The 14,634-nt window shown below is 64.0% G+C and carries 6 protein-coding genes; 4 read left to right on the top strand and 2 right to left on the bottom strand.

Going from position 1 to position 14,634, the window contains the following annotated elements:
- Window positions 1–209 (top strand): hypothetical protein (locus tag ABD937_RS21805; RefSeq protein ID WP_345258106.1); only part of this gene is annotated, 209 nt, incomplete at its 5' end.
- 377 nt (window positions 210–586) lie between these two features.
- On the opposite strand, the gene ABD937_RS21800 is transcribed toward ABD937_RS21805, so the two are convergent.
- Both ABD937_RS21800 and ABD937_RS21795 read right to left on the bottom strand, forming a co-directional pair.
- A complete protein-coding gene (locus ABD937_RS21800) occupies window positions 587–3,406 on the bottom strand; it encodes a TonB-dependent receptor (protein WP_345258105.1) in 2,820 nt (939 codons plus the stop codon).
- Window positions 3,407–3,796: 390 nt separating this feature from the next.
- A complete protein-coding gene (locus ABD937_RS21795; RefSeq protein ID WP_345258104.1) occupies window positions 3,797–6,694 on the bottom strand; it encodes a TonB-dependent receptor domain-containing protein in 2,898 nt (965 codons plus the stop codon).
- A gap of 463 nt (window positions 6,695–7,157) precedes the next feature.
- Here ABD937_RS21795 and ABD937_RS21790 point away from each other — a divergent pair, with 463 nt between their 5' ends.
- The 3 genes from ABD937_RS21790 (at window position 7,158) to ABD937_RS21780 (ending at window position 14,545) form a co-directional block, all read left to right on the top strand.
- Window positions 7,158–7,829 (top strand): DUF5606 family protein, encoded by a 672-nt coding sequence (locus ABD937_RS21790; RefSeq protein WP_345258103.1) that lies wholly within the window; start codon window positions 7,158–7,160, stop codon window positions 7,827–7,829.
- Between the two features lie 389 nt (window positions 7,830–8,218).
- Window positions 8,219–9,955, top strand: a complete 1,737-nt coding sequence (locus ABD937_RS21785; RefSeq protein ID WP_345258101.1) for a M3 family oligoendopeptidase — start codon at window positions 8,219–8,221, stop codon at window positions 9,953–9,955.
- A gap of 903 nt (window positions 9,956–10,858) precedes the next feature.
- Window positions 10,859–14,545 carry a hypothetical protein gene (locus tag ABD937_RS21780; RefSeq protein WP_345258100.1) on the top strand — a complete coding sequence of 1,229 codons (3,687 nt, stop codon included), beginning with the start codon at window positions 10,859–10,861 and terminating at the stop codon, window positions 14,543–14,545.
- Window positions 14,546–14,634 lie beyond the last annotated feature (89 nt).

Genomic DNA, 14,634 nt, shown 5'->3' with positions numbered 1-14,634 from the left:
TGCAGGGCGGTGCTGTAGCTGGCAACGTGCTGCTGCAGCTCACGGACATGCAGGGAAGAACGGTGAAGGTGCAGTCCATCGCCCTCGCTGCCGGTACGTCCACCACCGCTACGATCGATCTTGCAGGTCTTGCTGCGGGTCAGTATCACCTCAAGGCACTGGCAGCGGATGGTACTACATCTGAGACGATCACGCTCGTGAAGCACTAACCACAAAGCAGAAATACATCTATCCCAAAGCCCCCTGTTAGCAGCAGGGGGCTTTTTTGTCGACGACCCAACGAGCCCACCGCTTCAGCGGCAGCTTTTCGAGATAGACCAGCCAGGGCTTTAGTCGTAGGACTTAACGCACCCAAGGAGCAGCCTACGTTGGTCAGGGCTTTTCCTAAAGTTCGGCCTGGACCGCAGTCGGAGACTGCGGCCAGCTGCGTTGGGTAGATACGTTACAGCGGGAGACCAGGAAGAGTGCTTCGTAGCAAGGTGCTTCTTTGCAACAATTGGCTACCGGAAGGAAACACCAACCTAAGTTCCCCCTTCGGGGCCAACCGAGCGAAGGCGAAGGTTGCGCGCGCAGCGCTGGGGCCGGGTCATTTGCGCGTCGAAGCGTCGGCGAAGTGGCGCAGGTTGTACGTGAACGTGAGGAGGAAGTAGCGCTGCAGCACCTCGGTGCGCTCGTTCTCGATATAGGTATCCGTGACGTTGCGCACGATGCTCTGGTTCTGCTCCAGCAGGTCGAACACCGAAAGCCGCAGGTCGGCGCTGCGGGCCTTGCCGAACTTCTTGCCCACGGCCATATTCCACAGGGTGTACTGTTGCGCCGGGTTGTTGTTGAACCCGGAGAAATACTGGTTGGCCGCATCGGTCTGCAGCACCCAGCCGCGCTTCGACTGCAGCGTGAGCTGCACCGAGGCCACGTGCTGGTAGTAGTTATACGAGAGGGTGGACGCCTTGCTGTTGCTGCTCCGGTTGCGGACGTCGTTCTTGTTGGCCGTGTACGAAATGGTGAAGTCCACGTACGACGACACATTGCTGGCCACCACAGTGCCCAGGCTGTATACGGTATTGTCGGTGGTCGTTTCCGCGTTGTTGACGATGCCCGGGAGGCGGTTCCAGTTGAGGCCTACATTGAAGCTGAGATTCGATTTGATCGCTTTCAACGGGAACGCGTAGTTGACGAGGCCGCGCACATTCCGGTAGCCGTCGAGGTTCACCGGCTTGCGCAGCTGCGAGAAAGCTTCGAGCAACGTGCCCGCCACCAGCGAGTCCTCCTGCGGCTGGAAGGTACCGCTGGCGATGAAATTGTTGGCCGTTTGCACAAACAGGTTCCCCGTAAGGAGCTGGCCCTTCTTCGGGTTCGTGAACGTGTATTGCCCGTTGAAGGCGTGTGTGTATTGCGGGTCGAGGTCGGGGTTGCCCACGGAGTAGAGGGGCGGGTTGCCCGGGTTCACCACACCCTGCAGCTGCGTCACGCCGGGCGTGTTGACGGAGGCGCGGTAGGTGAAGCGCAGGGAGCTGCGGCCCGATACCTTCCACCGCATCTGCGCGTTGGGCAACAGGTTGCGGAAGGCGCCGTCCACACGCTGGGCCAGCGGGAACTGCTGGTCGCTGCGCAGGCGGGTGTGCTGGAACGAGAGGCCGCCCGAGAAGTTGAGGTCGCGGTTGCCGTAGCGGTACGAGAGGCCGGCATTCTGCGCGTCGGTGCGGTTGCGGAAGCGGTTCGAAAGCGGGGCCAGGAAGGTGCTGTATTTACCCTGGGCCCCGTCCCAGGCATAGGTTTCCTGGTCGGCGGTGGCACGGGCGATGCTGGGATTGTAGGTGAGCTGCAGGTGCGACCGGGGGCTCAGCGGCTCCGACCAGGTAAGGCTTGCGCCCACCTGCCAGCCGCCGCTCTGCTGATCGGTAAAGCGCTGCGTGAGCGTGTCGAAGGGAGCGCGCGTGCTGTAAAACCGGGTGTCGGTGGTGCCGATATACGTGTCGCCGAGGCGCTCGTTGCTGTTGCGGAACACGTTGGCCGAAAAGGAGCGCCCGCGCCGGGCAAACCGGCGCACGAAAAGCAGGGAGCCGTTGATGGTATTGCCGCCGCGGTCGGAGCCGTTGCGGTTGCTGGTGTAGCGCTCGGTGAGGCCCTGCCCGTTGGTGCGGTAGCCGAAGAAGCGGTCCACGGTGCGCTCGCTGCCGTTGTCCTGGAAGGAGAGCGCCGGGGTGAACACGAGGGTATGCACCGAATCGACGCGCCACTCGAGGCGGGCGTTGATGCGGTGGCTGCCGTTGTAGCTCCCGGAGCGCACGGTGTCGGTAGTGGTTTCGAAGGCGTTGCGGCCCGTGGAGAAGTATTCGGTGGCAGCCTCCTCGTAGGTGCGGTTGCGGCTGTAGTTGTAGAAATACGAGCCGCTGAGGATAAGGCTCTTGCCCCACTTGTTGTTGTAGTTGACGCCGAAGGCACTCGTGCGGTTGATGCCGGCCTGCTGCGCCACGGTGAGGGCCGCCGCATTGGCGCCGGGAACGGCCGGACCGCGGCCACGTCCCCGTATGTTGGCGGTGACGCCGAGCAGGTCCTGGTTGGCGAAGTTCTGCTGGTTGACGTTGTTGAAGTTGGCCACGAGCGAGATGCGGCGCTCCTCCTTCAGGAGGGTAGCGGCCCCGCCGGCGGTATAGCGGTTGTTGGTGCCATAGCCCGCATAGAAGCGCCCGAACTGGGAGTTGCGCACGTTCACCTTCGTGACGATGTTGATGGAGCGCTGCGTGTTGCCGTCGTCTACCCCTGTGAGCTGGGCCTGGTCGGAGAGGCGGTCGAAGACCTGGATCTTGTCGATGACCTCGGCGGGCAGGTTGCGGAGGGCCGCGGTGGCGTCGTCGCCGAAGAGCTCTTTGCCGTCGATCGTCACTTTCTGTACGTTCTCGCCGTTGGCCTTTACCTGGCCGCCTTCTACCGAGATGCCGGGCATCTTGCGGATGAGGTCCTCGGCCGAGGCGTCGGGATTCACTTTATACGAGGATGCGTTGAGCTGCAGCGTGTCGGCCTTTTGTGTGGCGGGGGGCGGTGTGGCCTGGATCACGACGCCGGTGAGCTCCTGGCCCCTGCGCGCAAGGTCGATCGGCCCGAGCCGCAGGCGCGCGCCGGTGGCGAGGCGGAAGCGCCGCTCCTGGGGGGCATAGCCGCTGTAGCTGAAACGCAGCACGAAGGAGTCGGCCGGCAGGGTGCTAAAGCGGAAGCGTCCCGACGAGTCGGTGAGGAGCGTTTTGCGCGCGGTGGAGTCGGCAGCCGGCGCGAGAACGACGGTAGCGCCCCGGAGGGCCGCGCCGCTCTCGGGGTCGCGGAGCTGTCCCTGCACGGCGCCGGTCTGGGCGCGGGAGGCCAGGGTACCCAGGAGGGTCAGGGACAGTAGCAGCGGCTTCCGGGAATGCATGCAGGTATTCGAGGGCCGTAAAGGTACGCCGTATGGAAGGCGTTGTTGCACAAAGCGGCCCGGACCGCACTTTCCGGGGATGAACGGAGGGGGAATATTGAATATCGAACAGGGAACAAGGAACAGGGAACAGGGAACGGAACACCTCGGCATACCGAAGGGAATCAGGAGGGGCGCGTCGTAGCGAAAGCACGCCGCCCCGAAGCTTCGGGGCGCCGCGCCGCCGCGCGAAACAGGCCGCTTGCAGCCTTGCCAGCCTATCAGTTAATTCAAACAGCCTCTTAGCGAAACCCTTAGCCCCTTAGCTTCTTAGCGGTAAAAAACTCTTCTTCCCCTTCTCCCGCCTTCCTGCCGCGAATGCGCACCTAACCTCTAAAACCCTCAAAACCCTTACAACCCCGTATTTCTCCGGTTGGCCGCCCTGGCCGCGGCGGTACCGAAGTTGCGCAGGTTGTAGGTGAAGGTGAGCATGAAGTAGCGCTGCAGCACCTGCGTCTGCTGGTTCTCGATGCCGAAGTCGGTGACGTTGCGCACGATGCTCTGGTTCTGACCCAGCAGATCGAAAACAGAAAGGCGCAGGTCGGCCTTCCGCTCCTTGCCCAGCTTCTTGCCCACGGCCAGGTTCCACAGCGTATAGGCCTGCGACGGCAGGTTCGAGTACCCGGAGAAATACTGGTTGCTCACATCCGAGTTCAGGAGCCACCCGTTCTTCGACAGCAGGTTCAGCTGCGCCGACAGCACGTGCTGGAAGTAGTTGTAGTCCTGCGTGCTCTTGTCCGACGAGTTGTTGCGTACCTGGTTGAAGTTGGTGTTGTACGACACGGTGAAGTCGACGTACTGCGAGATGTTGCTCGAGATGCCGGTGCCCAGGTTGTAGACGTAGTTGTTGGCCTGGTTGAGCGTGTTGTTGATATAGCCGGGCAGGCGGTTATAGGTAAAGCCGCTGTTGAAGTTCACGTTCGACTTGATCGCCTTTACGGGGAAGGCGTAGGTGAGCAGGGTGCGCAGGCTCCGGTAGCCGTCGAGGTTGATGGGCTTCGTGAGCTGCGAGCCGCCCTGGATCACCTGGCCCGCCACCAGCGAGTCGCGGAGGGGCGTGAAGGTGCCGTTGGAGATGTAGTTGTTGGCGGCCTGCAGGAACACGTTGGCTACGAGCAGCTGGCCTTTCTGCGTGTTGGTGAAGGTATACTGGCTGCTGAGGGTGTGCGTGTATTGCGGGTCGAGCTCGGGGTTGCCCACCGTGAAGAGCGGCGCGTTGGTGGGGTCCACCACACCCTGGAGCTGCGTTACCGACGGGGTGTTCACCTGCGCGCGGTAATTGAAGCGGAGCGCGCTGCGGGCCGAGAGCTTGTAGCGCAGCATCGCGTTGGGCAGCACGTTGGAGAACGAGTTATCGACCGTGAGCACGCGCGGGAAGCTCTGGTCGGAGCGGAGGCGCGTGTGCTGGTAGTTGACGCCGATGGAGAACATGCGGTCGCGGTCGCCGGCGCGGTAGGAGAGGCCTCCGTTCTGCGCGTCGGTGCGGTTCTCGAACTTGTTGGAGAGCGAGTCGAGGAACAGGTTGTACTGTTTCGACACCGGGTCGTAGCCCCAGGCGGCCTGGTCGGCATTGGAGCGCGATACGGACGGATTGTAACTCAGCTGGAGCTGTCCCTTTTTTCCCACCGGCTCGGTGTAGTTGATGCTTGCCGACACCTGCCACCCGTCGTTGTTCTGGTCGGTGTAGCGCTGCGTGCTCGTGTCTTCGGTAGTGCCGGTGTAGAGCAGGCGGTCGGCGGTGCTCACGAAGGTTTCGCCGGTGCGGGTGTTGGAGGACGTGGTGAGGTTCACCGATACGGTGCGCCCGCGCTTTGCGAAGGAGTGGCGGTACAGGATGGTGTTATTGAGGTTGTTGCCGGTGCGGTTGCTCGACGTGCGGTTGCTGTTGAAGCGCTGCTCCAGGGTGCGGTCGTTCTCGTTGTAGTTGAAGAAGCGGTTGGTGGCTCGGTCTGTTTCGTTGAGCTGGAACGAGAGGTTGGGGATGATGAGCAGCGTGTTCGACGAGTCGATCTTCCATTCGATGCGCGCGTTGATGCGGTGGTTCGTGTTGGAGCTGGTGGACGTGGTGGTGTCGCGCGTCTGGCTGAAGGCGCTCGCCTTGCTGAAGTAGTCGGTGGTGCTGAGCTCTTCGGTGTTGTTGCGGTTGTTGTTGAAGAAGTAGGAGCCGGTGACGGTGAGCTTCGGTCCCCACTGGTCGGTGAAGTTGATGCCGAAGGCCGTGGTGCGGTTGATGCCGGCCTGCTGGCCTACGAGGAAGTTGGCGTTGCTGCCGAAGCCGCCCTGTCCGCCGCCCCCTTGTGGCCGGCCGCCCTGCCCGCGCCCGCCGCCGCCCGGTCCGCGGTTGCCCCCGCCGCTACGGGCGTTGGCCGTAACGCCGAGCAGGTCCTGCTGGGCGAAGTTCTGCTGGTTGATGTTGTTGAAGTTGCCGACGAGGGAGACGCGGCGGTTGTTCTTGAGGAAGGTGGTGTTGCCGCCCGCGCTGTAGCGGAGGTCGGAGCCGTTCTCGCCGGTGCCGGCGCCGGCGAAGAGGCGCCCGAACTGCCCGTTGCGCATATTGGCTTTCGTAACGATGTTGATGCCGCGGTTCGTGTTGCCGTCGTCGAAGCCGGTGAGCTGGGCCTGGTCGGAGAGGCGGTCGAAGACCTGGATCTTGTCGATGACCTCGGCGGGCAGGTTGCGGAGGGCCGCGGTGGCGTCGTCGCCGAAGAGCTCGCGGCCGTCGATGGTTACCTTTTGTACGTTCTCTCCGTTGGATTTCACCTGGCCGTTCTCGATGGTGATGCCGGGGAGCTTGCGGGCGAGGTCTTCGGCCGTGGCGTCAGGGTTCACTTTAAAGGCGGAGGCGTTGAACTGCACGGTGTCGGCCTTTTGGGTGGCCGGCGGCGCGGTGGCGTTGATGACGACGCCGGTGAGCTCGCGGGCGGCGCGGGGCAGCCGCACATCGCCGAGGGCCACGTCGGCCGAGTCTACCCGCAGGGTGCGCTGGAGGGTTTCGTAGCCCACGTAGTTGAAGCGGAGGCGGAGCGAGTCGCGGCCGGGCACGGTAAAGCGGAAGCGGCCGGCGGAGTCGGTCGTGCGCGTCTGGGTGGCGCCGGCCGAGTCGCGGATGGAGGCCAGGGCCACGGTGGCGCCGGCGAGCGGGGCGCCCGTTTCGGGATCGACGAGGCGTCCGGAGACGGCCTGGGAGTGAGCGGAGGCGGCAGCGAGGAGGAATACCAGGACCAAGAATAGGCCTTTCCGTTGGAGCATGGGTCGTGGGTGTTTGCGCAAAGGTCCGCCAAAACGGTGCCGGGCAAGGTTAATTAAGGTGAATGACCTCTCCCCCGCCCCCTCTCCGGGGGAGAGGGGCGCTGCAGACACCGATGATTGGCTATCAGGGTAAAAACGGGGCCCACCAGCCCATAGCTTCAGCTATGGGTTTTCGATATCATACCAGCCCACGGATTTATCCGTGGGGGATAGGACCCCGCCCGCAGGGCGGTTCAGGGTCCCCGTGGGGGCACCCGCGGCCAGGGAGCGCTCGCCCGGGGGCATCCTGCCGCAGATCCGTGGGTCTCGCGCGGCGCAGCCGAACAATAGAACAAGGAACACGGAACAAGGAACAGGGAACAAGGAACGAGGAGCGAACCTCAACCATAAAAACCTATAAAACCTTCCAAAACCATCAAAACCTTTTTAAGGCTTATATTGCAGCCCCTAAAAATCCTGAACGATGGAATACAACAGAATAGTGGCCGTTACCGGCTTACCCGGGCTCTACGAGATCGTGAGCAGCAAGAATGATGGCGCGCTGGTGCGTTCGGTAGAAGACAAAAGCACGAAATTCATCTCCTCCCGCATACACAACCTCTCCCACCTCGAAAGCATCGAGATCTACACCACGGGCGAGAACGTGAACCTCACCGAAGTGTTCCTGGCCATGCAGGGCTCCAAGAAGAAGCTCCCGGATGCCAAGGACGCCCAGGGCATCAAAGCCTACTTCGAGGAAGTGTACCCCAACCTCGACTTCGCCCGCGTGTACAACTCCGACATGAAGAAGATGGTGAAGTGGTTCGAGCTGCTGCAGGGCCAGGGCGTCGAGTTCAAGTCGGCCGCCGCTGAAGAAGGCGCCGAAGGCGCCGACGGCGCTGAGGAAGCCGCCCCGAAGAAGAAGGCTGCGAAGGCTTCGGCTGACGCCGACAACGAAGGCGACGACGCTGAGGCAAAGCCGAAGAAGGCCGCCCCGAAGAAGAAGGCCGAAACGGACGCTGAAGGCGACGACGCCGAGGCGAAGCCGAAGAAGAAGGCTGCCCCCAAAGCCGAGGCCGACGAAGCCGAAGGCGACGAGGCAAAGCCGAAGAAGAAGGCCGCGCCCAAGAAGAAGAAAGAAGACGACGCCGAGTAATCGGTTCGTTTCCATAGATCCTTGCTCCCGCAAGCAAGGCGTGGCGGAATGCCACCCGTCATTGCGAGCATAGCGAAGCAAACTCCCCAACCTTCGGGGTGACCGCCCGGGAACATGCCTCCCCGGCGACCACCCTGCGTAACGCAGGAGATTGCTTCGCTGCGCTCGCAATGACGTTTCCGGACGGGCCGGTACGCGCTTCCTGCAACCACTCGTCTTTCCAAAAGAAGAACGCGCCCGTCCTCCCGAGCTTGCCAAAAGAGCTTATCATCCCCGAACCTGTCCAGTGACACCAGTGCTCTTGTCAACCCGAGCCTGCCGAGGGACGGCCCAATTTTTTAGACGCCTGTCCCGTCACTACATTCACCATTCACCATTCACCATTGCCCATGAACTACAGCGCGGATATACAAAAGCTCCCCCGTCAGTTTCTTCCCGAGGATTTTACCATCACCGACTGGGAAGGCCTGAAACCCTATTTCGATGACCTCCTGGCCCGCAACATCGACACGCGCGAAAGCCTCGAGCAGTGGCTGCGCGACATGAGCGAGCTCGAGGCCGTGATCGGCGAGGACGCCGCCTGGCGCCAGATCCGCATGACCTGCGACACCGAGAACAAAGCCCTCGAGGACGCCTTCACCTACTTCGTGATGGAGATCCAGCCCAAGATGCAGCCCTATGGCGACCAGCTGAACCGCAAGCTCGTGGAGTCGCCCCTCGCCGCCGAGCTCGACCCGAAGGAATACGGTACCTACCTGCGCTCCGTGAAAAAAAGCATCGAGCTGTTCCGCGAGGCCAATATTCCCATTCAGGCCGAAACGGCCGTGCTGGCGCAGCAATACGGCGTCATCACCGGCAAGATGAGCGTGGAGGTAGACGGCAAAGAATACACGCTGCAGCAGGCGGCCAAGTTCCTCGAAAGCCACGACCGCTCCCTCCGCGAGCGCGTCTACTTCAAGATCCAGGAGCGCCGCCAGCAGGATAAGGAGGGCCTCAACGAGCTCTTCACGAAGCTCGTGGAGAAGCGCACCCAGGTAGCAAAGAATGCCGGCTTCGACAACTACCGCGACTACAAGTTCGTGGACCTCGGCCGCTTCGATTATACCAAGGAGGATTGCTTCCAGTTTCACAGCGCGGTGGTGACGCACGTGATGCCGCTTGTGGACTTCATCTACGACCGCAAGCGCCAGAAGCTGGGCCTGCAGCACCTGCGTCCCTGGGACGTGGAGGCGGAGCCCGAAGGCGTGACCCCGCTCACCCCCTTCAAGACCGGCGACGAGCTCGTGCAGAAGACCATCGACGTGTTCCGCAAGCTCGATCCCTTCTTTGCCGACTGCCTCGAAACGATGAAGAAGATGAACCGCTTCGACCTCGACTCGCGCAAGGGCAAGGCCCCCGGCGGCTACAACTGCCCGCTCGAGGAAACGGGCGCGCCCTTCATCTTCATGAACGCCGCCGGCCAGATGGGCGACGTCACCACCATGGTGCACGAGGGCGGTCACGCCATCCACTCCTTCCTGGCGCACCGCCTGCCGCTGACGGCCTTCAAGCAATACCCGATGGAGATCGCCGAGGTGGCCTCGATGGCGATGGAGCTCATGAGCATGGAATACTGGGACGTGTATTTCGACAACCCCGAAGACCTGCGCCGCGCCAAGGAGCACCAGCTCGAGCGCGTCATCACCATCTTCCCCTGGATCGCCACCATCGACAAGTTCCAGCACTGGGTGTACGAAAACCCGAATCATACTACGGAGGAGCGGGCCGAGCACTGGCGCCGCATCATGAACGACTACACCTCCATCTCGCTCGACGTGAGCGGGCTCGAGGAGTTCCGCAAGTACTCCTGGCAGCGGCAGCTGCACCTCTACGAAGTGCCGTTCTACTACATCGAGTACGGCATCGCGCAGCTCGGCGCCATCGGCCTCTGGAAGCAGTTCAAGGAGAACCGCGAAGGCGCCATCCGTAATTATACAAATGCCCTCGCGCTTGGCGGCACGCGCACGCTGCCCGAGCTCTACGAGGCCGCCGGCCTCAAGTTCTCGCTGTCGCCCGACCACATTGCCGAGCTCATGCTCTTCGTGCACGGGGAGCTCGAAGCCGTGACGCACCCTGTGGTGAAGTAATGGCAGAATGGGGTAATGGGATGATGGGAGAATGTTTTAGGGCCCGCGTCCTTACTGATGAAAAGCCGTCGCGGAGCGACGGCTTTTTTCGTGGGAACGCAGAGGCGCAAAGGAATGTTCGGACGCGGAGGGAGCAAAGGGCGCGACGTAGTGTTCTTCCAACTGGTTGTTGCTGTGTTCCCATTCCTGTAGTCTGTCGTAAGGCAATGCGTCTCGCCCGGGCGAGACATGCGCGAGGCACTCCGCACCCGTTCCGGCCATTGGTCAGAGCGTCCGGCGCACGCAGATCGGATAAAGGAAACGTAATGATCCGTAGTGAGGCCTTCGCGCATGTCCTGCGCAGCAGGACGCTTCGCCTTACGCAGAGAGGACAGCCGGGAAGAGCCAGGGAGTCGGTGCACGGTAAAGCAAGTACGTAGCGTCCTCGGCCTCCTTTGCGCTCCTGTGTACTTCGCGTCTTGGCGTTCCCGTGCCGGGCCTCCCTTCAACAACGGGCGCTCCATCGATCGGCTCCGAAGCTGTTCCGGAAACTCTTCCCTCACCGGATCTCGGGCCGTACGCATGTTCCTCCTAAGGTTATTGCGGGAGGCGATCCGGTAAAAAGGTATCCGGCGCGCTCCGGTAAAACGAGGCGCTTTTTTTGCTGCAGCTACCACGTCTTACGCTACCCGTGTGCTTGCCGATGAGCTGAATCCGAAGACAGGAGCGCAGCGGCCACAGATCGATCCATCCCTTCTGAAAACTGACCTCCTGCCCGCAGCACCCGGTGCCGGCAACCGATCGCTCATGCATCAACCGACGGTATGAAAAAAAACCTCCTTCCGTGCTCCCCTTCCGCCCTGACCGGGCCAGCGGCCCCGCCTGCTCGCTTCCCAACTCCCTTAACCTCAAACCCCGACAACCATGAAACAACACCTGTTGTTCCTCCTCCTGGTGCTCTGCCTCGGCACCGCTTCGCTTGCCCAGCCGGGCCGCGTCGATCACAGCTTTACCCCGGCCACGGGGGAGCTGGGCACCATCTACCGCGTACTGACGCAGGCCGACGGCAAGCTGCTGGTATACGGCGCGCGCTATTCCAGCGCCGGCAGCACCGTGCTGCGCTATCACCCCGACGGCACCCGCGATAGCTCCTTCCGCGCCTCCGGTTTCTCCAACGACGGGCCCTACTCGCCCGACATCGCGCTGCAGCCCGACGGCAAGATCCTCCTGCTGACGGTCTACAACGGCCAGCCCGCGATCCTGCGCCTCCTCACCGACGGCAGTACCGACCCCTCCTTCCAGTACCTCCCGGACAATGACGATACCTACCTGTCGGCCATCCTCCCGCTGCCCGGCGGCGGCGTACTGGCGGGCGGGCGCTTCCCCGACGGCAACGGCAATTATTCGAACCTGCTGCGCCTGAACCCCGACGCCTCGCCCGACCCGGCCTTCGTGCAGAGGGCAACGGCCGGCGATATTTACGACCTCGCCCTCCAGCCCGACGGGAAGCTGCTGCTGGCGGGCAGCCTGGCCACGCCGGGCAGTGCCTACCCCCTCGCCGTGGCGCGCCTGCAACCGGGCGGCGCCCTCGACCCAAGCTTCCAGCTCGGCAGCGGCATCGGCGACAACAACAAGGCCTGGTCGATCGCCCTCCAGCCCGACGGACGCATCCTCGTGGTGGGCGACTTCACCACCTATAACGGGGTGCCGCGCAACCGCGTCGCCCGGCTCCATACCGACGGATCGGTGGATGCGGGCTTCAACACCGGGGCGGGCGCCGATAACGTGGTGGTGCACCTCGCCCTGCAGGCCGATGGAAAGGTCCTGGTCCAGGGATTCTTTTCCACCTATGACGGGCAGCCCCGGCACCACGTGGCGCGCCTCCATGCCGACGGCTCGGTGGATGCGGGCTTTGTTCCGGGCAGCGGCACCAACGGGATGCTGCATGATGTGGCGCCCGGTGCCGATGGCCGTGCCCTGGTGGCCGGCCGGTTCACGATCGGCGGCATCGACCATGCGCGCCTCCTGCGCCTCAACGCCGACGGCGGCCGCGATGCCGCTTTCAACCCCGGGTTCGTGTCGCTGCCGGTGGAGCAGACGGCCGTACAACCCGATGGAAAGGTGCTGACCGAAGGTGGTTTTACGAGCCAGCTCGTCCGGTTCAACGCCGACGGCTCCTTCGATACCGCCTATCATCCCGCTGTGCGCGACGAGGTCGGCTTCCTGCGGCCGCTGGCGGATGGCCGGCTGCTGCTCGCCGGCGGCTTCCGCGGCGCCGGTATTCCTTCGGGGATCACCCGCCTGCAGCCCGACGGGTCAAGGGATGCGGCCTTCAACCCGGCGGTGCCGGCCGGGATCAACGTGTTTGCGCTGGACCTCGGGCCCGATGGCAGGATCCTGCTGTTCGGGGGCGACGGGGCCGTCAACAGCTTTTACCGCCTTAACGCCGACGGCAGCGCGGCAGCACCCTTCGCGCCGGCCCTGCCCGCCGACTTCCTGTTACAGCACCTCGCGGTGGCGGCCGATGGAAAGGTGCTGCTCCTGGGCGACAGCGGTTCGGTGGACCGGGCCCCGTACCTGGGCCGCTTTACCGCGGGTGGCGGCGCCGATGCCGGCTTCCAGCCCAGCCTTCCGGCGGGCTTCTACCCCTCGGGCATGGCTGTGCAGGCCGATGGCAAGGTGCTGCTGCGGGGCGTTCTCTATCCCGGGTCCGGCTCGCTGCTGCTGCGGCTGAACGCCGACGGCTCGGCGGATACCGCCTTCAATACGCGGGTGGCCTCGCTCCCTGTAACGGCGATGGCCCTGCAGCCCGATGGCCGGATCCTGGTGGGTACGCAGCAAGGCTTCGGTGCCACCGCGCCGGGTGGCCTGCTCCGCCTGCATCCGGACGGAAGCGGGGACGGCAGCTTTACGACGGGCACCGCGCTCGGACTGAACACGGGGCGCATACAATCGATCACGCCGGCGGGCGACCGCATCGTGGCAGGGGGGCTGTTCTCGACCTACAACGGGTCGCCGCGGGTGCACCTGGTACGGCTCCTGAACGATAGCCCCGGCGGCGCCGGCATCAGCTATGCCGGGGCGCCCTACTGCGGCAGCAGCGGCACCGTGCTCCCGGCCCTGACCGGTACCGCCGGCGGCAGCTTCTCGGCTACGCCCGCAGGCCTGTCCCTCGATGCCGGCACCGGCGCCATCGACCTCGCCGCTTCGGTAGCAGGTACCTACACCGTTACCTACACCTACGGCGGCGGCGGCACCACGGCAACCGTCAGCATCCGGCCGGCATCGCTGGTAAGCAACGTGTCGAACCGCGTGCTGTGCGCCGGCGCTTCTGTACCCAACACCTCCTTCAGCGGCCCCCCGGGGATCACGTACAGCTGGACCAACAGCAACCCCGCGATCGGCCTTCCGGCCAGCGGCACGGGCGGCCTCCCGGCCTTCACGGCGCAAACGACAGGCAGCAGCGCCGAAACCGCCACCATCACCGTGCAGCCAGCGGGCGGCACCGGCTGTGTGCTGAAGCCCGTCGTGTTCCGCATTACCGTCAACCCCGCACCCACGGTGCAGGCGGTGACCAGCCAGGCGCTCTGCGCGGGCGGCACTACGGCCGCCGTGACCTTTACGGGCGGCGCCCCGGGCACGGTATATGGCTGGACCAACGATAACCCCTCCATCGGGCTCGGTGCCAGCGGGTCGGGCAATATTCCCTCGTTCGTAGCCCGCAACGAAAGCGGCGTGCCCCAATCGGCAACGATCAGGGTAACGCCGCGCCTCGGTGGCTGCAGCGGCGCCCCGCAGACCTTTACGATCGGCGTATCGCCGGCGGCGGGCGCCATCAGCTATGGACAGTCGTCGTATTGCCGCACGGGCCGTGCCTTCGTGCGGCGCACCGGCTCGGGCGGCGGCAGCTTCAGCGCAGCGCCGGCCGGCCTCGCCCTCGATGCGCAGACCGGTACCGTAAGCCTCGCAGCCTCGCAGCCGGGTACGTACACGATCACTTACAGCGTGGGGGCCACCGGCGGCTGCAGCGCCGCGGCCACCACCGGGCTCACGGTGTTGCCGCAGGCGACGGTGAACCCGGTACCGAACGCCCTCTTCTGCCTCGGCAGCATGAGCAGTCCCATCGGTTTCAGCGGCACGGCGGCTTCGTATAGCTGGACCAACGACAATCCTTCCATCGGGCTGCCGGCGAGCGGCACGGGCGGCATCCCGTCGTTCATGCCGACGGCCACCGGCATCGCCACCATTCGCGTAGTGCCGCAGGGCGGCGGCTGCACCGGCAAAGCCATCGTGTTCCGCATCCGGGTGCAGTCCTGCTCGGTGACACAGGCGGGTGACTGCTCCGGCGACGGGGGCACGCTGCGCGGCGCTACGATCGGCGTTAGCCCCAACCCGGCGCGGCAACAGGTGACGGTGAGCTATAGCGGTTCCCCGGCATCGGTGACGGCTACGCTGCTGCACCCTTCGGGCGCCCCCGCGCTGCGCCCCGTGGCCTTCCGTGGAAATACGGTGACGCTGCACCTCGGCGGATTGCCTTCAGGACAATACGTGATCCAGCTCACCGACACACGGACAGGGGAGAGCGTGCAGCGGCAGCTGCTGAAATTCTAATGTGCTGATGTGCTAATGAGTTAATGGGCTGATGAAAAGCCGTCGCACCGCGACGGCTTTTTTTGGCGGTGTGCCATAACAGTTTCACG

Source organism: Flaviaestuariibacter amylovorans (assembly GCF_039541815.1).
Classification (GTDB): Bacteria; Bacteroidota; Bacteroidia; order Chitinophagales; family Chitinophagaceae; genus Flavisolibacter; species Flavisolibacter amylovorans.
The sequence above is the reverse complement of the archived record's forward strand: the minus strand, read 5'-3'. Positions and strand labels throughout refer to the sequence as shown.

What these genes read in the sequence shown, in the direction of transcription:
- ABD937_RS21800 (WP_345258105.1), bottom strand. Translation starts at nt 3,406, where the DNA reads ATGCATTCCCGGAAGCCGCTGCTACTGTCCCTGACCCTCCTGGGTACC.
- ABD937_RS21795 (WP_345258104.1), bottom strand. Translation starts at nt 6,694, where the DNA reads ATGCTCCAACGGAAAGGCCTATTCTTGGTCCTGGTATTCCTCCTCGCT.
- ABD937_RS21790 (WP_345258103.1), top strand. Translation starts at nt 7,158, where the DNA reads ATGGAATACAACAGAATAGTGGCCGTTACCGGCTTACCCGGGCTCTAC.
- ABD937_RS21785 (WP_345258101.1), top strand. Translation starts at nt 8,219, where the DNA reads ATGAACTACAGCGCGGATATACAAAAGCTCCCCCGTCAGTTTCTTCCC.
- ABD937_RS21780 (WP_345258100.1), top strand. Translation starts at nt 10,859, where the DNA reads ATGAAACAACACCTGTTGTTCCTCCTCCTGGTGCTCTGCCTCGGCACC.